Annotated in this window: 21 protein-coding genes; 12 read left to right on the forward strand and 9 right to left on the reverse strand. The window is 73.8% G+C overall.

The annotated features are described in order from the left end of the window. Positions 1–8: 8 nt before the first annotated feature. On the reverse strand, positions 9–1265 hold the full coding sequence (locus tag ACZ7FF_RS18725) for a PucR-like N-terminal domain-containing protein (RefSeq protein WP_470813316.1): 1257 nt from the start codon (positions 1263–1265) through the stop codon (positions 9–11). A gap of 303 nt (positions 1266–1568) precedes the next feature. Between ACZ7FF_RS18725 and ACZ7FF_RS18730 the strand changes: the two genes are divergently transcribed. After that, entirely contained in the window at positions 1569–2507 is a 939-nt protein-coding gene (locus ACZ7FF_RS18730) for an esterase/lipase family protein (RefSeq protein WP_470813317.1), read from the forward strand. Between the two features lie 168 nt (positions 2508–2675). Here the strand turns inward: ACZ7FF_RS18730 and ACZ7FF_RS18735 are convergent, their stop codons facing one another. From ACZ7FF_RS18735 to ACZ7FF_RS18745, 3 genes are all read right to left on the reverse strand, one after another. Next, positions 2676–5063 carry a phosphoketolase family protein gene (locus ACZ7FF_RS18735; protein WP_470813318.1) on the reverse strand — a complete coding sequence of 796 codons (2388 nt, stop codon included), beginning with the start codon at positions 5061–5063 and terminating at the stop codon, positions 2676–2678. A 39-nt stretch (positions 5064–5102) separates the two neighbouring features. Further along, a complete protein-coding gene (locus tag ACZ7FF_RS18740) occupies positions 5103–5966 on the reverse strand; it encodes a universal stress protein (RefSeq protein WP_470813319.1) in 864 nt (287 codons plus the stop codon). Between the two features lie 168 nt (positions 5967–6134). Continuing rightward, a complete protein-coding gene (locus tag ACZ7FF_RS18745) occupies positions 6135–7040 on the reverse strand; it encodes a universal stress protein (RefSeq protein ID WP_470813320.1) in 906 nt (301 codons plus the stop codon). Positions 7041–7294: 254 nt separating this feature from the next. Here ACZ7FF_RS18745 and ACZ7FF_RS18750 point away from each other — a divergent pair, with 254 nt between their 5' ends. The 3 genes from ACZ7FF_RS18750 (at position 7295) to ACZ7FF_RS18760 (ending at position 9504) form a co-directional block, all read left to right on the forward strand. Next, complete coding sequence (locus tag ACZ7FF_RS18750; RefSeq protein ID WP_470813321.1) at positions 7295–7957, forward strand: CBS domain-containing protein; 663 nt, start codon at positions 7295–7297, stop codon at positions 7955–7957. Between the two features lie 338 nt (positions 7958–8295). Beyond that, entirely contained in the window at positions 8296–9000 is a 705-nt protein-coding gene (locus ACZ7FF_RS18755) for a response regulator (RefSeq protein ID WP_470813322.1), read from the forward strand. 192 nt (positions 9001–9192) lie between these two features. After that, complete coding sequence (locus ACZ7FF_RS18760) at positions 9193–9504, forward strand: hypothetical protein (RefSeq protein WP_470813323.1); 312 nt, start codon at positions 9193–9195, stop codon at positions 9502–9504. An 85-nt stretch (positions 9505–9589) separates the two neighbouring features. Here ACZ7FF_RS18760 and ACZ7FF_RS18765 read toward each other — a convergent pair whose 3' ends face one another. Together ACZ7FF_RS18765 and ACZ7FF_RS18770 are read right to left on the reverse strand one after the other, a co-directional pair. Further along, complete coding sequence (locus tag ACZ7FF_RS18765) at positions 9590–10315, reverse strand: TIGR03943 family putative permease subunit (RefSeq protein ID WP_470813324.1); 726 nt, start codon at positions 10313–10315, stop codon at positions 9590–9592. Further along, positions 10312–11349, reverse strand: coding sequence for a permease (locus ACZ7FF_RS18770; RefSeq protein ID WP_470813325.1), 1038 nt, complete (start codon positions 11347–11349; stop codon positions 10312–10314). Before ACZ7FF_RS18770 ends, ACZ7FF_RS18765 begins: the two co-directional genes overlap by 4 nt. 195 nt (positions 11350–11544) lie before the next feature. Between ACZ7FF_RS18770 and ACZ7FF_RS18775 the strand changes: the two genes are divergently transcribed. Continuing rightward, the gene (locus ACZ7FF_RS18775) at positions 11545–12348 is read left to right on the forward strand and encodes a serine hydrolase (protein WP_470813326.1); all 804 of its coding nucleotides are present in this window, start codon (positions 11545–11547) and stop codon (positions 12346–12348) included. Between the two features lie 89 nt (positions 12349–12437). On the opposite strand, the gene ACZ7FF_RS18780 is transcribed toward ACZ7FF_RS18775, so the two are convergent. Then, complete coding sequence (locus ACZ7FF_RS18780) at positions 12438–14243, reverse strand: alkaline phosphatase family protein (RefSeq protein ID WP_470813327.1); 1806 nt, start codon at positions 14241–14243, stop codon at positions 12438–12440. A 247-nt stretch (positions 14244–14490) separates the two neighbouring features. On the opposite strand from ACZ7FF_RS18780, the gene ACZ7FF_RS18785 reads away from it, so the two are divergent. Together ACZ7FF_RS18785 and ACZ7FF_RS18790 are read left to right on the forward strand one after the other, a co-directional pair. Then, positions 14491–14904 (forward strand): SRPBCC family protein, encoded by a 414-nt coding sequence (locus ACZ7FF_RS18785; protein WP_470813328.1) that lies wholly within the window; start codon positions 14491–14493, stop codon positions 14902–14904. Between the two features lie 193 nt (positions 14905–15097). After that, positions 15098–16393 (forward strand): hypothetical protein, encoded by a 1296-nt coding sequence (locus ACZ7FF_RS18790; protein ID WP_470813329.1) that lies wholly within the window; start codon positions 15098–15100, stop codon positions 16391–16393. 23 nt (positions 16394–16416) lie between these two features. Here ACZ7FF_RS18790 and ACZ7FF_RS18795 read toward each other — a convergent pair whose 3' ends face one another. Beyond that, a complete protein-coding gene (locus ACZ7FF_RS18795; protein ID WP_470813330.1) occupies positions 16417–17982 on the reverse strand; it encodes a hypothetical protein in 1566 nt (521 codons plus the stop codon). A gap of 187 nt (positions 17983–18169) precedes the next feature. Between ACZ7FF_RS18795 and ACZ7FF_RS18800 the strand changes: the two genes are divergently transcribed. Together ACZ7FF_RS18800 and ACZ7FF_RS18805 are read left to right on the forward strand one after the other, a co-directional pair. Beyond that, entirely contained in the window at positions 18170–18523 is a 354-nt protein-coding gene (locus tag ACZ7FF_RS18800; protein ID WP_470813331.1) for a PP2C family protein-serine/threonine phosphatase, read from the forward strand. A gap of 85 nt (positions 18524–18608) precedes the next feature. Continuing rightward, a complete protein-coding gene (locus ACZ7FF_RS18805) occupies positions 18609–19187 on the forward strand; it encodes a hypothetical protein (RefSeq protein WP_470813332.1) in 579 nt (192 codons plus the stop codon). Positions 19188–19217: 30 nt separating this feature from the next. Here the strand turns inward: ACZ7FF_RS18805 and ACZ7FF_RS18810 are convergent, their stop codons facing one another. Further along, positions 19218–19568 carry a DoxX family protein gene (locus ACZ7FF_RS18810; protein WP_470813333.1) on the reverse strand — a complete coding sequence of 117 codons (351 nt, stop codon included), beginning with the start codon at positions 19566–19568 and terminating at the stop codon, positions 19218–19220. A 74-nt stretch (positions 19569–19642) separates the two neighbouring features. Here ACZ7FF_RS18810 and ACZ7FF_RS18815 point away from each other — a divergent pair, with 74 nt between their 5' ends. The 3 genes from ACZ7FF_RS18815 (at position 19643) to ACZ7FF_RS18825 (ending at position 22744) form a co-directional block, all read left to right on the forward strand. Next, positions 19643–19942: a helix-turn-helix domain-containing protein gene (locus tag ACZ7FF_RS18815; RefSeq protein ID WP_470813334.1), complete on the forward strand. Its 300-nt coding sequence runs from the start codon at positions 19643–19645 to the stop codon at positions 19940–19942. A 208-nt stretch (positions 19943–20150) separates the two neighbouring features. Beyond that, positions 20151–21659 carry a hypothetical protein gene (locus ACZ7FF_RS18820; RefSeq protein ID WP_470813335.1) on the forward strand — a complete coding sequence of 503 codons (1509 nt, stop codon included), beginning with the start codon at positions 20151–20153 and terminating at the stop codon, positions 21657–21659. Further along, positions 21656–22744 carry an NADH-quinone oxidoreductase subunit B family protein gene (locus ACZ7FF_RS18825; RefSeq protein WP_470813336.1) on the forward strand — a complete coding sequence of 363 codons (1089 nt, stop codon included), beginning with the start codon at positions 21656–21658 and terminating at the stop codon, positions 22742–22744. The genes ACZ7FF_RS18820 and ACZ7FF_RS18825 overlap by 4 nt, the downstream gene beginning before the upstream one ends. Positions 22745–22774: the final 30 nt, after the last annotated feature.

Consider the following 22774-nt stretch of genomic DNA (forward strand, 5'->3'; position numbering starts at 1 on the left):
TACGGCGTTCAGGGAGGTCCCCGGTCGGTGTCGCGGTCGGCCAGGGCGGCGCGCAGCGCGGCCTCGGCCTCGAAGCGGGCGTCGGGATCGGCGAGCACGTCACCGAAGAGCTCGTAGACCTGGAGCAGGCGCTGCCGGGCGGTCTGGGGGTGGATGCCCAGCCGGGCCGCGATCTCCGGAGCCGTGCCGTGCGCGGTCTGGAGGCACGCCAGCAGCGTCGCGGCCAGACGGTCGCGCTGCTTGGATGTCAGGGCGGCGAGCGGCCGGAGGCGACGGCTCGCCATCAGGCGCACCAGGGCGGGGTCGGCCAGCAGGAGCAGCCGGGCGAGGGAGGGTTCGGCGGCGGGCGGGGCGCCGGCCCCGCGCAGGCTCCGGGCCCAGCGCAGGGAGTCGGCCGCCTGTGCCGGGGGTACGGCGGGTCCCACCACGCCCGCCGTGTCGCGCAGCAGCTGCTGCAGCCGGGGATCGGCGAGGAGCAGGTGCGGGCTCGGGATCACCAGGCAGGGCGCGGCTCCCTCCAGATCGGCGAGCACCGGCTCGGGAAGACGGGGCCGTCGTGGTGATCCGCGCCCGCCGGGCGAGGACGGGCCGCTCGCACCCGCGGGGCCCGTCCCGGTCAGGGGGCCGAGCGCGACAGCGGCGACGGTGTCGGGCAGCGGCCAGTCGGCGTCCGCCGCGGCGCGGGCGACGGTCCCGGGGTCCGCACCGCCGGTGGTGAGGAGCATCAGGAGGTGGTGCCGCCGGTGCCCCGTGGTGCCCGCGGCGTCGGCCTGGGCCTCGGCGTAGGCGCCCACGGACACCGCGGCGATCTCGTCGATGTGCGTGAAGACGGCCTCCGCGAGGAGTGCGACCGCCTCGGTGCTCAGGGCCAGGCGGCGGGAGACCCGTGCGTACCGGCGCCAGGCGACCCGCGCGCCGAGCCGGTACGCGGCCTGGAGCGCGTCCAGGCTGCGGCCCTCGACCCACTCCCCGCGGCCGAGCGCGCGGTAGACGGGGATGCGGGCCGCCTCCAGCGATCCGCCCGCCGAGGCGACACGGTCCGCGAATTCGGCGAGAGCGGTCTCCACACCCTGCTGGATCGCCGCACCGAACTGCCCGGAAAGCGGGCGGGAGAATTCTGGTATCTGCGCCCTGATCTCGTGGATTATTTCCGACGCGACGGTCCGGTTCTCCTTTTGGAGTTCGGCACCGAGACGGCGGGGAAGCGCGTCCCACAGACCACCTCGCGGCTCCCTGGACGTACCCGTACCCCCTGTCGGCTGCACGGCTGCACGACTGCTGATTCACTGGCCTCCTGCGGAGTATGAGGCGAAGTTACCGGCGGGTCAAGACGCGTGGCGGGGATCAGATACCGCATTCGCCGGTGCCCCCCGGAGACGCACTTGGGTGAGTGTTTTCCACCGGCCCGGCCCGAGAATATGACATCGCCCTGAGTGGCCCGCCCTCTGCGCGCCGCACATTGTTGCTTGCCGATTAAAGGTCTCCTACTTTCATTGCCGACCGCAGTAATTCCAGAACAAGGGACGGTACTGGAAATGAGACGTAGGGCGGCAATTCGTAGTGCCCTCGTGGCCGTCACCGCCACCACCGGACTGCTCGCCGCGAGCAGCGGAACTGTCCACGCCGCCGGCGGCGACCAGCCGGTGGAGCACAGCTTCGTCTCCGGTTTCCTGAAGGGCGTGTTCGACGCCGGAGAGGCCCCTCCCGGCGCCGACGACTGGAACTGCCGGCCGACCGCCGCGCACCCGGACCCGGTCGTGCTCGTCCACGGCACGCTGGAGAACATGAACGACATTTGGCGGGGCGCGGCCCCGCTGCTGGCCGCCGAAGGCTACTGCGTCTTCGCCCTGAACCACGGCGGCTCCTCCCCCACCGCGCCGTTCCAGGGCGTCGGCCGCATGGAGGACAGCGCCGCCGAGCTCGCGTCCTTCGTGGACCGGGTCCTGGCCTCGACCGGTGCCGTGAAGGTGGACCTCGTCGGCCACTCGCTGGGCGGGGGTCCCGTGCCCCGCTACTACCTGAAGAACTTCCCCGGCGCCGCCGCCAAGGTCGGCAAGCTGGTCGGCATCACCCCCTCCAACCACGGCACCACGCTCGACGGGCTCACCGAACTCGGCCGCCAGCTGCACCTGCTGGAGCCGGTCAACGCCCTGCTGGAGCACGACTACCCGGCGCTCGTGGAGCAGGAGACCGGCTCCGATTTCAACCGCGTCCTCGACGCGGGCGGGGACACGGTCCCGGGGGTCGACTACACGGTGATCGCGACCACCGACGACGAGGTGGTGACCCCGTACTCCAACGCCTTCCTCACCGCGGGACCGGGCGCGACGGTCAAGAACATCACCGTGCAGGACACCTGCGGCCTCGACGGCACCGACCACCTGGAGGCGCCTTACGATCCGGTCGTCCTCACCCATGTGCTCAACGCCCTGGACCCGGCGCACCCACGCCCGGTGACGTGCCAGTTGGTGCTGCCGCTCACCGGACCGGTGCTCCCGGCGGGCTGACCTCCCGGCCGGGGCCTCGCCCCGGTCGGCCGACCCCCCGGCCGGGACCACCCCGGTCGGCGCCGGACCGCCGGCTTCGTACGCCCCGGAGGCCGGCAGCCGCGTGAGGCCCCGGGAGCCGCCCCGGCGCCTCGCCGTGCCGCCGGCCTTCGCCGTCCGGTCCGGTGTTCAGCCGCCCCAGCTCCAGTCGGCGACCTCGGGCAGGTCGGTGCCGTGGGCGCGGATCCAGGCCTGGTGACGGGTGCGGGCGTCGGCCATCGTCTGGCGCACGGCGGCGGCCCGCACGGCGAGCCCGGGCACACGGTCGATGACGTCCATGACCAGGCGGTAGCGGTCGAGATCGTTGCGCACCACCATGTCGAACGGGGTCGTCGTGGTGCCCGACTCCTTGTAACCGCGCACGTGCAGGTTCGCGTGGCCGGTGCGCCGGTATGTGAGTCGGTGGATCAGCCATGGGTAGCCGTGGTAGGCGAAGATCACCGGCCTGTCCTTGGTGAACAGCCCGTCGTACTCGAAGTCGGGCATGCCGTGCGGGTGTTCCTCGTGCGGCAGCAGCCGGGTCATGTCGACCACGTTGATCACGCGCACCGCGAGGGTGGGCAGGTGCCGGCGCAGCAACTGGGCGGCGGCCAGCACCTCCTGTGTGGGCACGTCCCCGGCGCACGCGAGGACCACGTCGGGTTCCTTGGCGTTCTCGGTGCCGGCCCACTCCCAGATCCCGGCGCCGCGGGCGCAGTGCACGCGGGCCTGGTCGATGCTCAGCCAGTCGAAGCAGGGCTGCTTGCCGGCGACGACGACATTGACGTAGTCGCGGCTGCGGAGCACGTGGTCGGCCACGGACAGCAGGGTGTTGGCGTCCGGCGGGAGATAGACGCGGACCACCTCCGGGCTCTTGTTGAGGACGTGGTCCACGAACCCGGGATCCTGGTGGGAGAAGCCGTTGTGGTCCTGGCGCCAGACGTGCGAGGTGAGCAGGTAGTTGAGCGAGGCGACAGGGGCCCGCCAGGCCAGCCGGCGGGACGTCTTCAGCCACTTGATGTGCTGGTTCACCATCGAGTCGACGATGTGCACGAACGCCTCGTAGCAGGAGAACAGCCCGTGCCGGCCGGTGAGCACATAGCCCTCGAGCCAGCCCTGGCAGAGGTGTTCGGAGAGGATCTCCAGCACCCGGCCGTGCCGGTCCAGGTGCTCGTCCACCGGGAGCACCTCGGCCTGCCAGGCCTTGCCGCTCACGTCGAAGACGGCCTGGAGGCGGTTGGAGGCGGTCTCGTCCGGGCCGACCAGACGGAAGTCCCGGCGCTGCCGTGTGTCGTTCATGACCTGTTCCAGGAGCGCGCCGAGGACTCGGGTGGGCTCGTGCAGGGTGGTGCCCGGCTTGTCCACGGGCACGGCGAAGGCGTCGAGGGAGGGCACCGGGAGGTCGCGGACGAGCAGGCCGCCGTTGGCGTACGGGCTCGCCCCGAGGCGCTTCGTGCCGTCCGGGACGCAGGCGAGCACGTCGGCGCCGGGCCGTCCGTCCGGACCGAACAGTTCCTCGGGCCGGTACGAGCGCAGCCAGTCCTCCAGCTGGCGCAGGTGGTCCGGGTTCTCCCGGACGCCTGGCAGCGGCACCTGGTGGGCGCGCCAGGTGCCCTCGACCGGTTCCCCGTCCACCTCGGCCGGACCGGTCCAGCCCTTCGGGGTGCGCAGCACGATCACCGGCCAGTGCACGCGCTCGGTGCCGCCGTCTTCGCGGGCGGCGCGCTGCCCCCGCGCGATGCGGTCCAGGGCCTCGTCGAGGGCGGCCGCCATGGCGCGGTGCACCTCGGCCGGGTCGTCGCCGGTGACGTGCAGCGGTTCATGGCCGTAGCCCCGCAGCAGCGCGTCGAGTTCGGCCTCCGGGAGGCGGGCCAGGACGGTCGGGTTGGCGATCTTGTAGCCGTTGAGGTGCAGGATCGGCAGCACGGCCCCGTCGTGCACCGGGTCGAGGAACTTGTCCGAGTGCCAGGACGCGGCGAGCGGCCCGGTCTCCGCCTCCCCGTCGCCGATCACGCAGGCCACCAGCAGGTCCGGGTTGTCGAAGGCGGCGCCGTAGGCGTGCGCGAGCGAGTACCCGAGCTCGCCCCCCTCGTGGATCGAGCCGGGGGTCTCCGGGGCCACGTGGCTGGGCACGCCGCCGGGGAAGGAGAACTGCCGGAACAGGAGTTCCATGCCGGCCGCGTCGCGGGTCACGTCCGGGTAGGTCTCGCTGTAGCTGCCCTCCAGCCAGGAGCCCGCGAGGACGGCCGGCCCGCCGTGTCCCGGGCCCCACACGCACAGTGCGTCCAGTCCGCGGGCCTTGATCACCCGGTTGAGGTGGGTGTACACGAGGTTCAGCCCGGGTGAGGTGCCCCAGTGGCCGAGCAGCCGCGGCTTGATGTGCTCGGGCCGCAGCGGTTCCGTCAGCAGCGGGTTGGCCATCAGGTAGATCTGCCCGGCGGCGAGGTAGTTGGCGGCGCGCCAGTGCGCGTCCAGGGTGCGCAGTTCCCCGTCGGTGAGTGGAGCGGCTTCGTGGGCGTGGGCGGGGGCCTCGGTCATGGAGACTCCGATCGTCGTCGGGTACGGGCGGGGGCGGGTTCAGGCGGGTTCGGGTACGACGGCCACCGGGCAGGCCGCGTGGTGCAGCACGCCGTGGGCGATCCGGCCGAGCTGGAGGCCGAGGTGGGCGTGCCGGCGCCGGGCGCCGACGACGAGCAGTCCGGCGTCCCGGGAGGCGGCGACGAGGACGTCGCGGGCGCGGCCCTCGACGATGTGCCGCCGCAGTTCGAGACCGTCCGGGGGCTCCCGCAGCACCTCTTCGACCGCTTCGGCGGCGCGCTGCTCCTGCGCCTCGGCGGACGCGCCGACCAGGAGCGGCGGGCCGACGGCGCCGTGCGCGGGCCGCCGCCAGGCCCGTACGACCTCCAGGGGCACGCCGCGCAGCACCGCCTCCTCGGCGGCGAACCGTACGGCGGCCGAGCCCGCTTCCTCCTCGCCGGCGCCCACGACGACGCGGCCGGGGGTGATCGTGTTGTCATGGCTCCCCCGGAGCACGATCACCGGGCACCGCGCGTGTCCGGCGACCGAGACGCTCACGGAGCCGAGCAGCGTCTCGGCGAGGCCGCTGCGGCCCCGGCTGCCGAGGACCACGACGAGGGCGGTGGCGCTCTCGTGCACCAGACCGGCCTCGGGCTCGTCGGGCAGCACCGCGCTGGTGACCTCCACCCGCGGCCGGCGGCGCCGGGCCCGGCCCTCGGCGGTGCCGACGACGTCGCGGGCCATCACCTCCTCCGCCGGCCGGTCGAGTTCCTGGGCGAGCAGGGCGCCCTCGTAGCGTTCCCAGAGGGAGGCGTACACGAGGCGGAGCGGCGCGCCGCGCAGTGCGGCCTCGTCGGCGGCCCAGTCCACGGCGCGCAGGCTGGACTCGGATCCGTCGACGCCGACCACGACGGGCAGGTCCATCCCGCTCACCGCCCCGGCCCACAGGCGAGGCGCACGCGGGTCCGCGGCGGGCCGGACGCCCCGGCTCCGGCCGGCTCCCGTCCGGTGCGCTCCCTGCCGCTCCGGGTCCCGCCGGACGCTCGTACGGCCGCTGCCTTCATGGACGGGTCCCTCCTCGGTGACGGCGGGTCAGTCGTGGGCGACGACGGACACGGGGGCGATGACGTGGTGCAGGACCGCGTGGGTGACGTGCCCGATGTGGAGGCCGAACGGGCTGGTGCGGACGCGCCGGCCGACCACGACCAGACAGGCGTCCCGGGCGGCGTTCACCAGGACCGGAGCGGCGTTGCCGCACCTGGCCGCCTCGGTCACCTCGACGTCCGGGAACTTCTGCCGCCAGGGCCGCAGCACCTCGGTCAGCGCGGCCGCCGCCCGGCGTCCGAAGGAGGCCGTCACCTCGGGGCCCGCGGACATGCCGTACGCGGTGTACGGCGGCGGGCCCCAGCCGTGCACGACCCGCAGGGCGGCGCCCCGGCGTGCGGCGGCGTCGAAGGCGAACTCCAGCAGCGGCTCGCCGGTGCCCCCCGTGTCGAGGCCGAGGACGACCGGCTGGGAGGGGGTCGCGGCGGACGGGACGCCCAGCGGGTCCGGCGTGTGCTCGTCGGCGGTCTGCTCGCCCGCACGCACCAGCACCACCGGACGCGCGGTGTGCGCGATGACGGACAGGCTGACCGAGCCGACCATGAAGCCGCCGATCCCGCCGAAGCCGCGTGAGCCCAGGGCCAGCAGTTCCGATCCGTCCGCCGCCTCGGCCAGCGCGTGGGCCGGGTCGCCGGTGACCTGGTCGGTGACCACCTCGATGCCGGGGTGGCGCAGCCGCAGCCCGTCCGCGGACTCCCGGGGATCGGGTTCGGTCCAGTGCTGGTGGGTCTCGGGGCCGAGCAGCGGCGCCTGGGCCACGGGCTCGGGCGCGGGCTCCCGCACGAAGAGGATCTTCAGTGGCAGGCCGCGCAGCAGTGCCTCGCGCGCCGCCCATTCGGTGGCGGCCCGGCTTTCCTGCGAGCCGTCGAGTCCCACGGTGACGGTTCGGGTCACGGTCTGCCCCTCTCGGGTCTCCTCCTCGCGGCACGAGCGATCCGCTTCCAGCGTCGTGACGTGGCGGGGCCAGGGGTCATGGGCCGGTCGTCCCCCGGACAGGGCCGACCGGCCCCGGTCCCGCGCCCCGGCACCCGGCCCACGGCGGGCAGCCGAACGGTCCGCCCCAGGGCCGGGCGGCCCCTGTGCCCGCCGGCTCGACCAGTAGAACCTGAGGAGGACAGGACCGCCCGCCGAGAGGCAACGGAGTCACCATGTACGGCACCCCGCACATCGTCAGCGACGTCATGACCCACACGGTCGCCGCCGTCGGCCGGCGGGCCCCCTTCAAGGAGATCGTGCGGATGATGCAGGACTGGCGGGTCAGTGCCCTGCCCGTACTCGAAGGAGAGGGCCGGGTGGTCGGGGTGGTCTCCGAGGCCGACCTGCTGCCCAAGGAGGAGCTGCGCGACGAGCCGCAGGAGGGCTACAGGCGGCTGCGCCCCGCGGCCGACCTCGCCAAGGTCGACGCGCTCACCGCGGCGGACCTGATGTCCTCGCCCGCGGTCACCGTCCCGGCGGACGCGACCGTCGCCCAGGCCGCGCGGATCATGGCGCGGGCACGCGTCAAGCGGCTGCCTGTGGTCGACGCCTTCGGCCTGCTGGAGGGTGTGGTCAGCCGTGCCGACCTGCTCAAGGTCTTCCTGCGCGGGGACGGGGAGATCGCGGAGGAGGTCCGGCGCGACATCGTGGCCCGCCTCTTCCGGCCGCCGCAGTCGGCCGTCCAGCTGGAGGTGGAGGACGGCGTCGTGACGCTGACGGGCCGGATCCCGAACCCCGCCCTGGTGCCCGTGGCGGCCCGTCTGGTGCGCGCGGTCGAGGGAGTGGTGGACGTACGCTTCGACCTCGCGCGCGACCACCGCGGAGCGCACGCGTGACGGACGCCGGGTGCGCGGGTACTACGGGGTTTGGCGGCTGTTCCCACGGGACGGACGCCGGGTGCGCCGGTACGAGGGGATCCCGCGGCCGTCCCCACGGGACGGACGCCAGGTTCGCGGGTACTGCAGGGGCCGCGGCTGTTCTCACGCGACGGACGCCGGGTTCAGCGGTGACGGCGGGGTCCGCGGCGGACGGCCGCTCGCGGGGGGCATCGCTCCGCGTGGGCCGGCGCGGGGGCGAGTGGGCCGGTCGGCCCTAGTGCATCCGGCGCCGCCGGGTGATGATCGGGCAGGTGACAGCGCCCATTCCGTCCGTCCGCGGGGAACGGGAGGCCGGCATGACCGGGACACGCATCTTCACGGCGCAGGATCCGATCCGGGTGTTCCTGCTCGACGACCACGAGGTCGTCCGGCGCGGTCTGACCGATCTGCTCGACGCCGAACCGGACATCCGCGTGGTCGGTGACGCGGACACCGCCGAGCACGCGATCGTGCGCGGCCCCGCGCTGCGGCCGCACGTCGCCGTCCTCGACGTACGCCTCCCCGACGGCGACGGCATCTCGGTGTGCCGCGAACTGCGCAGCCGGATGCCCGAGCTGGCGTGTCTGATGCTCACCTCGTTCGACGACGAGGACGCCCTGCTGGACGCGATCATGGCCGGGGCCGCCGGATACGTGCTGAAGCAGATCAAGGGCTCGGACCTGGTGTCCGCGGTGCGCACGGTCGCCTCCGGCCAGTCGATGCTGGACCCCGCGACGACGGCCCGCCTGATGCGCTCGCTGCGGGCCGACCCGGCGGAGGACCCGCCGTCGGTGCCGCCCGAGCTGGCCGGTCTGTCGCCACGTGAGCGGGACATCCTGGGGCTGATCGGGGACGGTCTGACCAATCGCGAGATCGGCAGGAGGCTGTACCTGTCGGAGAAGACGGTCAAGAACCACATCTCGCGGCTGCTGGCGAAGCTCGGTGTGCAGCGGCGGGTGCAGGCCGCCGTGCTCGCCTCCCACCTGGAGCCGCAGGAATCGCCGGAGCACTCCCCCTGGTGAGCACGGCCGGGGCCGGTCGGTGGTGGGCTCCTTCACCGCGGTCGCGGGCGGCCCTGCCCGGGTGGTGCCGCGATCCCGCACCGGCCGCCCGACGCGGCGCACACGGGGTACCGGAACGCTGCCCGCACCGGTGCATGCCGGGGCGCGGCCCGGGGAGTCGTCCTTCGAGGAGGGGACGGGAAGGTGACGCGCATGAGCAAGCACACGTTCGAGGGGCAGGGCCCGCGGCTCACGGCTCCGGCCGCGTCGTTCCCGGACGCCGGAGCCCTTGACGCCACGGCCGGGGCCGGCGCCGGGGGCAAGGAGAACCGTGCGCAGCGGCGGTCCGGCCGCGGCTGCGGTGCCGCGCTCCCCTCGCGCCGGGTCGCGCCGGCCGGGACCGCCCGTGCCACCCCCGGCGCCGGGCGGTGGCGCAAGCACGGTGCCCGGGAGCAGTGGCTGCTGCTGCCCGGGGGAACCTGGCGGCGGGTCGAGACGATCCGCGTCCGCAGCCTGTTCGGCTGAGCGGGGCGCGGTGGCGGGCCGGGACGCTAGGGCCTGTCTGACCATGCGCGGCGTCGCGCGGCAGCCGGGACATGTCAGACAGGCCCTAGGACGGCGTGAGCGGCAGATCGTCGGTGAAGGCGTTCACCGGCTGGGCGATGGGCCGGGCCTCCCGGACGTCGAGCGCCGCCTCGGCGGTCCGTGTGCCGAGGGCGCCCCTGGGGTGCCAGGTGCCGGTGACGGCCAGCCAGGTGTTGGCGGGGGGTGCGTCACCGCCGTACATTCGGACCTTGACGGTCTGTGAGTCGGCCGCGCAGCAGGTGAAGATGATGCGGGTCAGGTACCAGCCGTCGTCCTGACCGTCCGGCGTGACGAAGCCCGTGAGCCGGACCGCACGGGTCTGGATGGCACGGCTGCGGTCCTGCTGGACCCGCTTGGTGAACTCCGTGAGGGTCAGGGGCAGCGGCGAGGTCGCGGGCAGCGGGGCGAATCCTTTCTTCTGTACCGCGACCGGCTTGTTGTTCGAGCGTGCGGCGGTGTACGCGCCGAGTGCCGGCGGGGTGAGGAAGAGCAGGCTGAGCGCGGGCAGGAAGAGCAGCCAGGCGATCCGGGGGGTACCGGAGTGGTCGTGGCCGTCGTGCGCGGTGTGCCGTTCCCCGCCCCGGGTCAGCGCCGCCGCGAGGCCGAGCAGCAGCAGGACCGCCCCGGAGGCGATGAGCAGGGGGCGGAGTCCCGCCTTCACGTAGCGCAGGTAGGTGTCGGTGAAGAGGGCGATGTGCAGCACGCCGATCCCGGACAGCGTCAGCAGCAGGCTCTGTACGGGGCGTCTCACAGCAGGGCGCCTCCGATCAGGACGCTGGCGGCCACCGCCACGACGGTGGTCGCGGTGGAGAACCGCCAGGCGAAGGCGCGGCCGAACGTGCCCGCCTGGAGAGCGATGAGCTTCAGGTCGACCATGGGGCCGACCACGATGAACGCGAGCCGGGCGGTCGGCGAGAAGCCGGTGAGCGAGGCGGCGACGAACGCGTCCGCCTCCGAGCAGACGGCCAGCAGGACGGCGAGGCCGGCCAGGAAGAGCACCGAGAGCCAGGGCGAACCGGAGAAGGTGCCGAGGACGGAGCGCGGCACGGCGACGTTGAAGGTGGCGGCGGCCATCGCGCCGAGCACCAGGAAGCCCCCGGCGTGCAGGAAGTCGTGCTGGAAGCCGAGCCGGAACTCGGTCCAGCGGCTGTGGCCGTGCTCGTGCCCGGTGTGCCGGTGGCGCAGGACGGGCCGCAGCCACTCCTCCTTGCCCAGCCAGAGCCACAGCCAGCCCATCACGGCCGCGGTGCCGAGCGAGGCGACCAGCCGGGCGGCGACCATCTCGGGGCTGCCGGGGAAGGCGACGGCGGTGGCCGTGAGCACCACGGGGTTGATCGCGGGCGCGGAGAGCAGGAAGGCGAAGGCGGCGGCCGGGGTGACGCCCCGCCGGATGAGGCTGTTGGCCACGGGGACGGAGGCGCACTCGCAGCCCGGCAGCACCGCGCCCGCGACGCCCGCGACCGGCACCGCGAGCGCCGGCCGCTTGGGCAGCACCCGGGTGAACAGGTCGGCCGGCACGAACGCGTTGATCGCGCCGGACAGGGCCGTGCCCAGGAGGAGGAAGGGGAGCGCCTGGACGGTGATGGCCAGGCAGACCGTGCGCCAGGCCTGGACCGCGGGCGTCTCCAGCCACTGCGTACCGGCGAGGAGGAGCACGGCCGCGGCCCCGGCCGCGATCCCGAGGGCGGTGCCGAACGGCCGGGGCCGGATGCGGCGCACCGGTGGAGCGACGGGTACGACCGCCACACCCTCTGCCACGCCAACCAATTCATCCGTTTTTTCCATAATCACTCCGGATGTCGGTGTCTGGCCGACGATAGGCCAGGACGGCGGCCCGGCCGCGCGCACACGCCGCCGCGAGGGCAACCCGTGGAACGCGTTGCGCCGACTGGTGGCACTTCTCACAATTCGGGGCGAACCAGGGGCAGGAGTGACGGCAGCCACTTCGCGCGGGACGTGTTTTGTCTACGTTCATGACCCATGTCGTCCCACCTTTCCCATCCCGCGCGCCGCAGGGCCGCCTTCGTCCTGGCCTCGGTGACCGCCCTGCTCGGCGCCGGCGTGCCGGCCGCCGCGGCCGCGACCGCCCCCTCCACGGCGAGGACCGCGCACGCCACGGCGGCCGTGCTCGACCTCGACGGGGACAGCCGCGCCCCCGTGGTCCACGGCGAGGACACCGCCTACGACACGGCCAGCATCGTCAAGGTCGACATCCTCGCGACGCTGATGCTCCAGGCGCAGGACGCGAAGCGCTCCCTGACGGCCGAGGAGCGGGGGCACGCCGAGCCGATGATCCGGCACAGCGACAACGACTCGGCCGACGCGCTGTGGCGGGAGATAGGCCGGGCGCCCGGTCTCGCGGCGGCCAACAAGCGGCTGGGGCTGACCTCGACGACCCCGGGCGCCGGCGGCCTGTGGGGCCTGACCCGGACCACCGCGAGCGACCAGATACGACTGCTGCGGGCCGTCTTCGACGACGGCACGGCGGGCACGGGCTCCGCCGCGCTGAACGCCGAATCCCGCGCGTACATCCGCACCCTCATGAGCCAGGTCTCGCCCGAGCAGGCGTGGGGGGTCTCCGCGGTGAACGGCCCCGGCGCGCAGAAGGCGCTGAAGAACGGCTGGCTCCAGCGCAGCGCCACCGGTCTGTGGGACGTCAACAGCGTCGGCCGGGTCACCGTCAACGGCCACCGCCTCCTCGTCGCCGTCCTGTCCGACGGCAGCACCACCATGGGCGACGGCGTCTCCCTGGTGGAGAGCACGGCCCGGCAGGCGGTGGCGTGAGCTCCCGCCCCGGCCGGGGTCTGTGACGCCGGGGTGAGGACACCGGACCGGGCCCGCGGGACGGCGTGGGCCCGGTCCGGCATGGTTCGTCAGCCGACGGTCAGGGAGAACGGTCCGGCGAGGGCCGAGTAACCGTCGTCGGCGAGGTAGTACACGTCGTACGTGCCCGCACCGTTCAGCTTCCCGGTGGGGAAGGTCAGGGCGCCGCTGGCGTTGGGCGCGTAGGCCCAGGTGAGCGAGGACTGCTTGCCGGGCGTGACGCCCGCCGGGTAGACGCCGATCCAGTTCTTGGCGCTGACCTGCGCGGCGGATGGCACCGAGTAGCGGAGGGTGACGTTGCCGCCGTTCTCGACCGCGTTGAGGTCCCCGGTGAGCGTGGGCGTCGGCGCGGTCGACGGCGCGAACGCGGCGTTGAGCGGGGTCGCGTAGGTGTCGTTGGCGGTGAGGCCGGGCAGGCCGAGGGCCGACTCGACGGTGCGGGCGATGCCGTAGTGGTCGTAGTGGACGGGGCTGCTGGTCCCGGCCGGGACGGTGCCCTGGGAGCCGACGACCGTGGTGACCACGTGGTCGTAGCCCTCGTTCTGGCTCTCGTCCCAGGTCAGCACGAGCAGCGAGCGCTGCTGCGTCCACGCCGGGGAGGACAGGACCGGGGCCAGGGTCTGCTTCAGCCAGCCGTCCTGCGTCTTGAGGCTGGTGGCGCTGCCGTTGCCGGAGGCCTCGCCGTCGTAGTAGTCGTCGGCGGCGATCCAGGAGAAGTTCGGCGTGGTCGAGGCCGACTTCAGGTCCGTGGTCAGCTGCGTGGTGTCGAACAGGTGGGCCGCGCAGCGGGAGGCGTTGCCGCTGATGTCCGTGTAGTTGATGAAGGGGGCGTCGTCGGGCTCGTAGTAGCTGTCGTTGTTGTTCTTGGTGTTGCAGGGGGTGCCCATGCCCTGCTCGTAGGCCTTCCAGGACTTGCCGGCCGCCTCCAGGGTGTCGCCGAGGTTGCGCTGGGGGGAGTTGATGTTCGGGAAGTAGGTGGCGCCCTTGGCGTAGGTGTCGCCGCCCGCGACGGCGAGGTAGTTCTCGTCGCTGGGGTGGTAGACGGCGTGGTGGTCGGTGAGCGTGGCGCCCTGGGCCATCAGGCTGTGCATGTACGGCGTGTCGGCCGGGTCGTTCATGACCTCGGAGTAGTCGGTGTTCTCCATCATGACCATGAACACGTGGTCGTAGCCCGGGACCTTGGAGACGGGCGGGGCCAGTGGTGCGGGGGCGCTGACCGGGGTGTCCAGGGTGAGGGAGAGGTTGTCGAGGTAGCCGGTCTCGTGGCCGGTGTCCAGGAACTGCACCTCGACCTGGATGGAGCGGGTGCCGGCCGGGACCGCGCCGGTGGTGCTGCGCGACAGGAACTTGGTGGCCAGGCCCCGGTCGGTCGCGGAGACGGTCGGCAGCTTCGCGGTGGCGCCGATCGGGCGGCCGTTCGCGTCGTGGAAGTGCAGGGCGACGGCCACGTTGCCACCGTAGGTGGTCCAGCCGCCGAGCCAGCCGGCGAGGTTGTAGTGCACTCCGCCGCCGTCGATGGCCCTGGCCGCCGAGGAGACGTCGACGGTCTGCGCCATCGCGCCGTCACCGAGGTTGCCGGGCCCGAAGAAGGCCTTGCCGGGTGTCCCGCCGTCGCCGGGCAGCCCGAAGGAGGCGACGGAGTGGCACATGACGTCCGGGCCGCCGGCCTGGGTGGTCCAGCCGGGCACGGTGTCGGCCGCGGACCAGTCGTCGGTGCAGTAACCGCCGCTCTCCGCATCGCCGTTGACGATCAGGTTGCCGCTGCCGCCGGCCGCCTGGGCCGGCGTGGGAGCGACGACGACCAGTGCGCCGAGGAGGGGGAAGAGCCCGCCGAGAGATCTCCAGCGCAGTCGCATACGTGTACCTCGTCCCGTTGGTGAGGGTCGCCGTGCGGCGGACGTGCCGCAGGGCCTGGTGTGCGCAACGAACGGGACATGAGTAGTGGTCGTCGCTGTCGGGCGGAAGAACCGCGACCAAACTTGACCAGACAAGTTTGCGGAAGAGTGCGGTGGTGCCTCGATCGCCCGGACGCTGCGCTTTTCGGCCGCCGCGGAAGGGGCACGCGGGCGGGGTACGACTTCCGACCGGAGGGGCGGTACGACCATGTCCGAGTACGAACGCTCCCGCACGATGCCCGCACAGCCCGAGCAGGTCTTCGACCAGGCGGCCAACACCGCTCAGCTCGACAGCTGGCTTCCGGACGCCCTGCACGTGGACGCCGAGGACCCGCCCGCCGTCACGGTGCACGAGGCCGGCTCCGACCACGACACGCCCGCCCTACTGCGGGCCCAGCCGGACCAGATGCGCCTGGAGTGGGGCACCCGGGAGCAGGGCAGCTACGCCGGCTGGCTGCAGGTGGCGGGCATCGGCAGCGGCGCCAGCGAGGTGACCGTGCACCTGTCCTTCTTCGAGGACAGCCACGACCCGGGCGAGCGTGCGGTCTCCGACGCCCTGGACGGCAGCCTGCGGCGCCTGGAGGAGCAGGTGCGGCTGCGCGTCGACAACGCCGCGGGCTGAGACGCCGGGCCCCTCGCCCGGCCCGGTGTCCGCCTCCCCGGGAGCCACCGGGGAGGCCCCGCGCCGTGCGGTGTCCACCGGCGCGACCCACGTCCCGTACAACCCTTCCGGCGCGTCCGATGTCTCTGAGGATGGAACTCGCGTTCTCTCGTGGTTCGTTCGTTCGTCACGTCCGCTTCAGGCAGAGGATTCCATGCCCTTCACCACCCCCGGCCCGCGTGCACTCCGGCAGACCGTGGGCGCCGCCGGCGCCGTCGCCCTCATCGCGCTCGGCGCCGCCCCGGCTGCCGCCGACGACTCCGCGACCGGCCTGGTGCTCGGCAGGATCGCCCCGTTCGACGGGGTGCGGCCGGGCGGCGCCGTCGAGGTGAGGCCCGCCTTCACGAACACGGGCGACTCGGCGCTCGACAAGGTCTGGATGTCGTACTCCGTCACGCGCGGGCTGAGCCACACCGAGGTGCCGTCCAACTGCCTGCGCTACGAGACCGGTGCCTTCGACGAGGAGCCGAGCCACTCGGACGTGGTGTGCGAGTTCGACCGGACGGTGCGGCCCGGTGTCGTCTACTCCCCCGAGCGGCCGCTGACCCTGAAGGTCCTCGACCGCGCGCTGTACGACCGGCTCCGGGTGACGGTCGACTCGGCCGACACCGGCCCGGAGGACGGCGCCTCGCAGCCGGTGCGCGGCACGGGCCCGGCGGTACGGCTGGTCGAACGCCCCGATCGGACCCCCGCGCCCCCGGGTTCCGCCCGGCACGACGGCTGGGACGCGGCGGACGTGCCGGTGGCGGCCGACAACACCGCCGACTTCAGGGTGACCGGCGCCCGGCTGCAGGGCCGCGTCGGTGACACGGTCGCGCTGCGGGTGAAGTTCACCGACGCCGGTCCCGCCTGGGTCCTCCGGGACCCGGGCAAGGGGGCCACCCGCGTCCTGATCAGGATGCCCGCAGGCACCTCGGTGACCAAGGGGGACGGGTTCTGCACGAGCACGGGAGCACGGACCTACTCCTGCGGCACCAGCGAGTCCTGGGTGGACGAGGGCGGCGGGGAGTCCTACGCGTTCAGGCTGAGGATCGACAAGGCGGTGTCCGGGGCCGGGGGTTCCGTGGCGCTCGCGGGCGAGCCCCGGCCGTTCGACCACGACAGGGCGAACGACACCGCGGCCGTCCGGCTCGACGTCACCGGCGCGGCGAAGACCGGAGGCGGCGCCGCCTCCGGAGGCAGCGGCTCGGGCGGCGACGCCGGTTCGGCCGCGTCCACGGGTGGCTCCGGCACGGGCACCACGGGCGGTTCCGGCACCACGGCAGGGGGCTCCCCGACGGGCGGCACGTACGGCACCACGACCGGCGGCGCGTCCGCGTCCACGGGCGGCGGCCTGGCGAGCACGGGCTCCGGTTCGGCGCTGCCGCTCACGGCCGCCGCGGCCGCGGCCGTGCTCGCCGGAGCGGGCACGCTCGTGGCCGTACGGCGCGGGGCCGGCCGGCGGCGCTGACGCGGGCGGTGCGGCGGCAGCGGTCAGTTGGGCGAGCCGAAGGTCCGGGTCGTGTAGGCGCACTCCGTGTAGAGGTAGCCGGGGCGCAGCTTGGCGGTGTCGGAGGCGGGGGCCGCGGTGCCGCCGCCGTTCGGCTTGTGCACGAAGTAGGTGGTGCCGACCGGGAGTTCGATGGTGCGCCGCGGGTAGTCCCTGCCGCTGTCGCTGCAGGGCTTGAAGCCGAGCACCAGCGTGTCGGCGAGCGAGTACGACGTGCAACTGCCGCAGCCCTTGAGCGTGAAGCTGCCGGTGACCGGGCCGGTGTAGAGGACGGTGATGTCGTCCGGGCTGTCGTTCTTCACCGTGACGGAGATGCTGCCGCCGGAGTCGGTGGTGGGCAGCTTCTTGCCCGCGGCCGGAAGCGTCCGGGCGACCTCGGCGGCTATGGCGATCTTCTGGGCGCGTGCGCGGTTCCTGTGGTGCTGGTGGGCGGCGACGAACTGCTGCATGGTCTGCTGGGCCGCGGCGAAGTCGCCGTCCTTGTACTGGGCGACCCCGCAGGCGTACTCGCCCTCGTCGCCGCTCCTGGCGGCCCGGGCCGCTGCCTTCGTCAGTCCTCCGCCGGTGTCGGCGGCCGACTTCGACAGGTCGTCGATGCTCGTGTTCAGGCTGTGCAGCCGGTCGACGGCCGTGCAGGGGTCGCCGCCGCCGACGGCCTTCTCCGCCGTCCGCACCGCGGAGTCGACGGCGGGTGCCACCTTCGCCGCCGGACCGGAGCGCGGGAAGGTGGCGAGCAGGTCGCCGAAGCGGGCGACCCAGTCGGTGCCGCCCGCCGCGAGGCGCTGCGCCCCGCACTCGTACAGCGAGGTCGCGAGCCGGTCGTCGGGCCAGCCGACCAGCGGTCCGAGCGCGTCCCGGGGCACGGTGGCGGGCACCGTGCGCAGGTACTTCAACGGCTCCACGGCACCGCAGTAGTCCTGGTGGCCGTAGGCGGCGCCGACCGTCGTGTAGTAGGTCCGCAGCCGGTCGGGGACCTGCCGGGCGGCGCGGGAGCCGGGGTGGTGGGCGGCGAGGTCGCGGTAGACCCCGAGGGCCGTGCGGTAGTCGGGCTCCGCGGCGCCGAACGACTTCCCGCCGCTCGCCGCCACCAGCTGGTCGGCGCGCTCCAGACGGTCGAGGAGCGCCTGCTGCACGGCCTCGTCGTGGGCGTCCTCGTACCCGAGCGCCCCGCCCGCGGGCACGGCGAGCAGCAGCACGCCGAGCAGCAGCGCGAGCGGCGCGCGGCCCGGCCACGCCAGCCGGGTGCGCAGTCCGGCGAACGCGCCGTGCACGGCCGTCAGCAGCAGGAACGCGGCGTAGCAGGCGAGCACGGTCCCGGGGACGCCGTCGGCGTCGGCGGGCAGGGCGGCGAGGAGGAACACGCCGGTGGCCACCCAGCACGCGGCTGTCAGGAGCCGGCGGCGCAGGAGCGCGTAGCCGAGGCCGAGGCCGCTCAGGTTGAGCAGGGCGACCGCGGTGGCCCGCCGGGCGTCCGGGGGTGCGGGCGGCGGACTCGTCGGCATGGGCGGAACGGCGAACGCCTGGCTCGGACCGTACGGACCTCCGGACATGATGGCTCCCCCCGTCCCACACGCCCGCATGTCTGCGGATCCGCAGTGTACGGGCGCTGACGCGGACCCGACAGAGGCCCGAACACCCGTCCGTTTGTTGAGACTTGCACAGCCCTGACTCTGAGAGTTCCCGCCCGGCGAGCCCGTGGCCCGCATCGTGCACTGCGGGCACCCCGAGCCGTAGCTGGTGCACGCGGGACGGGTACGCCCCCACGAGCCCGACCGGCCCGGCGCACCGCTCGCACTGGGCGACCTCCTGGACGCGGAGTTCACCGCGCAGACCGTGCCGTTCGGCCCGGGCGACCGGCTGGTGCTGTACACCGACGGGTTCATCGAGGCCCGCGACCGCCGTGGCCGGTTCCACGACCTGGCCGGGCGGCTGCGCGCACACGCCGGGCGCCCGCTGGAGGCGATGGTGGCCGCCCTCCGCCGCGACCTGCAGCACCACGTCCGCGGCGATCTCGGCGACGACGCGGCCCTGTTGGCGCTGGAGCGGCTGCCGGTCGCGGCGGCGCACGGCGGCACCGGCGGACGATCGTGAACCGGCCGTCCTCACCGAACCCGGGCGCGCCCGGCGGCACCGGCTGGAACCATTGGTGCCTCCGGCGAGGTGCGGGGAGGCTGCCGTGGGATGGACGAGCGAGGAGTTCGGGGAGTCCCACGAGGGCATCGTCGGAGCCGTCCTGGCCGACGGCAGCGAGCCGAAGCCCGCGTACTTCGACATCGGCAGCGGCGCCGAGACGTACCGGACCAGCGAGTGGTGGGCGTACGACGGCCGGACGAACACACCGAGGGCGGCCGCGGTCCGGGCCTCCTGCGCGTGCGGCTGGCGCGGCCCGAGCGTGCCGATCCCGTGGGACGAGCTGGGCGAGGACGGCCTGGAGGACCTGGACGTGTCGGGCCGGCGCCGGGACTGGACCGAGCACATCCGCGCCGTCGAGCGGCGCACGGTGCCGCTGCCGGACGACCTGACCCAGCTGATGAACTCCCTGGAGGACAAGCTGTTCACGCTCGCCGACGACGCACCGGCCGCCGCGATGCGGGCCGTCGCCGCGCTGGACCGGCTGACCCGCCGCGCCGGCCGCGAGGCGGCCTGCCTGATCGAGGAGGACGACGAGCAGCGCTGGGACCTGCTGGGCCGGGCCCTGGGCATCGCCCCGGACCGGGCCCGCTCCCTGGTGACCCGCTATCTGCTGCCCCACTGAGCCGGAACGCTTCCCGGCCGGGCCCTCGGATCACCGTCCCGCCGCCAGCGCGAGCGCCGCTGCCGCCAGCGCCAGGAACAGGAGCGGGAAGGCGATGTTGTGGAACACCCGGGCCCGCACATGGGCGGCCACCGCCCCGACGTAGTAGAGCACCAGGCCGACACCGGCCGCGAGGCCCAGCGGCCGCAGGCCCGCGAGCCCGAGCAGCAGCCCGGCCGCTCCGGCCGCCTTCAGCAGCGCGAGCGGCGGCACCCAGGCCGGTGTCAGGCCGACCTCGGCCGAGTTGGCGAGCACGAACCGTGCCCTCGCGAGGTCGGCCGCCGCGATGCCCGCGTTGGCCAGCACGGCCGCGCAGGTGACGGTCACAGAGGCGAACTGCATGGCACACCTCCTGTCCTCAACCCTCTGCGCGCGGCGGGTGTGCCGTCCAATACCCCCCTCCATAACCTGCTGGAATGGATGTCGACACCCGTCTGCTGCGTTCGTTCCTCGCCGTCGCCGAGGACGGCAGCCTCACCCGGGCCGCCCACATCCACGTCGAGGTGTCGGCGCCCGGCGTCCGCACCCTGACCACCCATCTGTTCGTGGACGGCTCCCCCTACCTGGACTCCGACGCGGTGTTCGGCGTCAAGGAGAGCCTCGTCCGCACGTTCGCCGAGGTCGACGACCCGGCGCGGGCCGCCGAGCACGGGCTGCCCAACCCGTTCCGCCAAGTCGACTTCCCCGTCACCGTCCGGCGGGACGCCCCCTCGTGACCGGTGGCCACCGGAGGCGGGCCCGCCCGGCGCGGACGCGGTGACCCGGCTGCCGGAGGATGCCCGGTGGACTCGCGCGTTCTCGCCACCCGGCAGTGCCCTTGTCCCCTGAGCGGCCCAATGTGGGTGCGCCGGAGGGGCGAGGGCCCGTGACGGGTGTGACCGTGGTGGAAGAAGTCCCCCGGTGCACCAGTGACGAGGAGGCGGCATGCCGGACCAGGTCGGCGGGAGCGGCACTGCGCTCATGGACGGTGCCGGCGCGGCGTGTGCCCGGCCCGACCGGGCCTTCGAGCAGATGGGTGCCGTCGCCGACGCCGTGCTGTACGAGGGGTACCTGCTGTACCCGTACCGCCGGTCCTCGCCGAAGAACCGGGTCCGCTGGCAGTTCGGGGTGCTGCTGCCCCGCACCTGGGTGGAGCGGGACGGGCCGGTCGCGCCCGGCATCTCCGGGTCGGCGGACTCCTGGTACCAGCAGACGGAGTGCCTGGTGCGGGCGCGGCGCGACGACGCCGTCGTACGGCTGCGGGTGCGGTACCTGCAGATGCAGCACAAGCAGGTGGAGGCCGCCGACGCGGCCGGTGGCCATCGCCCGGTCGAGTCGCTGCGGACGGACGACGGTGCCACCCACCTCTCCTTCGACGAGGCGGTGCCGCGCGAGACCGGGCTGACGGTGCCGCTGGCGGAACTGCTGCACGGCGGACGCACCGTCGCCGTGGGCGCGCCCGCCGGCACCGAGTACGAGCCGCTCCCGGCGCACGCGGGCCGAACCGTACGGCGCCACCGTGAGCTGCGGGCCGCCCTGACGGTCACCGCCGAGCCGCTCGCCGCTGGGCTGTACCGGCTGCGGGTCCGGACCGAGAACACCGGGGACGCGGCCGACCCGCGGGCGGCCCGGGGCGAGGCGCTGCGCGACGCGCTGATCGCCACCCACACCCTGCTCGGCGGGGACGGGCTGGAGTTCGTCTCGCTGATCGATCCGCCCGCGGAACTCGCCGGGCAGGCGCGCGACTGCCGCAACGCGTTCACGTTCCCCGTCCTCGGCGGCGCGCCCCCGCGTCCGGACAGCGGCGCCGGCGAGACCGGCCCGGTCATGCTCTCGGCCCCGATCATCCTCCCGGACCACCCCCAGGTGGCGCCGGAGAGCCCGGGCGACCTGCACGACGCGGCGGAGATCGACGAGATCCTCACGCTGCGCACGATGCTGCTGACCGACGAGGAGAAGGCGGAGGCCCGCGCCACCGATCCGCGGGCCGCGCGCATCCTGGACCGGGTCGACACCATGCCCCGCGAGGTCTACGAGCGGCTGCACGGCGCGATCCGTTCCCTGACCCCCGCCGCGCCGCCCGCCGAACGGCCCGCCTGGTGGCAGGAGGGCGGCGACGAAGGCCTGTCCCCGGCCACCGACACGGTGCTGGTGGACGGGGTGCCCGTCGGCGCCGGCAGCCCGGTGCGGCTGCGCCCGCGCCTGCGGGGCGCCGACGCCCAGGACATGTTCCTGGACGGCCGGTCCGCCCGGGTCAGCGCGGTCTTCCACGACGTCGACGGCAGCGTGCGGATCGCCGTCACCGTCGACGACGATCCGGCGGCCGAACTGCACGGCTGGTACGGCCGTTTCCACTACTTCCGCCCCGACGAGGTCGAACCCCTCGCGCCCAAGGCCCCGCCGGCCTCCCCCGGCCAGGCCGCCGACCGACTGCGACGGAGGCCGCAGACATGACCACACAGAGCGGTACCACCGAAATGCGCGGCGAGCCCGGCGGGTCCGAGGCGCGGCAGGGCTTCGACGAGATCACCATCCTCTGGATCTCCGAGGGCATGAGCTGTGACGGCGACACCGTGTCGCTGACCGCCGCGGGGCAGCCGTCCATCGAGGACGTGGTGCTCGGCCTCATCCCGGGTCTGCCGAAGGTGAACCTCGTCAACAAGGTGCTGTCGCCGAGCCTGGGCGGCGAGGACTTCCTGGCCCCGTACCGCGCGGCCGCCCGCGGTGAACTGGCCCCGTTCATCCTGGTGATCGAGGGTTCGATCCCCAACCAGAACATCATCGAGGGCGACGGCTACTGGACGTCGTTCGGCAACGACCCCGACACCGGGGAGCCGCAGACCCTGAACTGGTGGATCGACCAGCTCGCGCCCAAGGCCTGGGCGGTGGTCGCGGCCGGCACCTGTGCCACGTTCGGCGGCATCCACGCCATGGCGGGCAACCCGACCGGCTGCATGGGCCTCGCGGACTACCTGGGCTGGGAGTTCAAGGCCCGGTCGGGGCTGCCGGTCGTCAACGTGCCCGGCTGTCCCATCCAGCCCGAGAACTTCATGGAGACCCTCGTCTGGGTCCTGCGGCACGCGGCCGGTTCGGCTCCCCCGCCGCCGCTGGACCACATGCTGCGCCCGCAGTGGCTGTTCGGGAAGACCGTGCACGAGGGCTGCGACCGGGCCGCGTACTACGAGCAGGGCGACTTCTCGAAGGACTACAACTCCCCCAAGTGCCAGGTGAAGGTCGGCTGCTGGGGCCCTGTCGTCAACTGCAACGTGCCCAAGCGCGGCTGGATGGCCGGCATCGGCGGCTGCCCGAACGTCGGCGGCATCTGCATCGGCTGCACGATGCCCAGCTTCCCCGACGCCTTCATGCCGTTCATGGACGAACCCCCGGGCGGCACCCTGTCGTCGATGGTGATCAGGCCCTACGGGGCGGTCATCCGCCGACTGCGCGGGCTGACCAACGACATGGTCAACCACGAGCCCAAGTGGCGCCACAACAAGCGCAAGCTGACCAGCGGTTACGACCCGCACTGGCGTGCCTGACGCCATCCGTCCCCACCCCGTCACCCACCC

It is taken from the genome of Streptomyces sp. NPDC037126, from assembly GCF_055605965.1.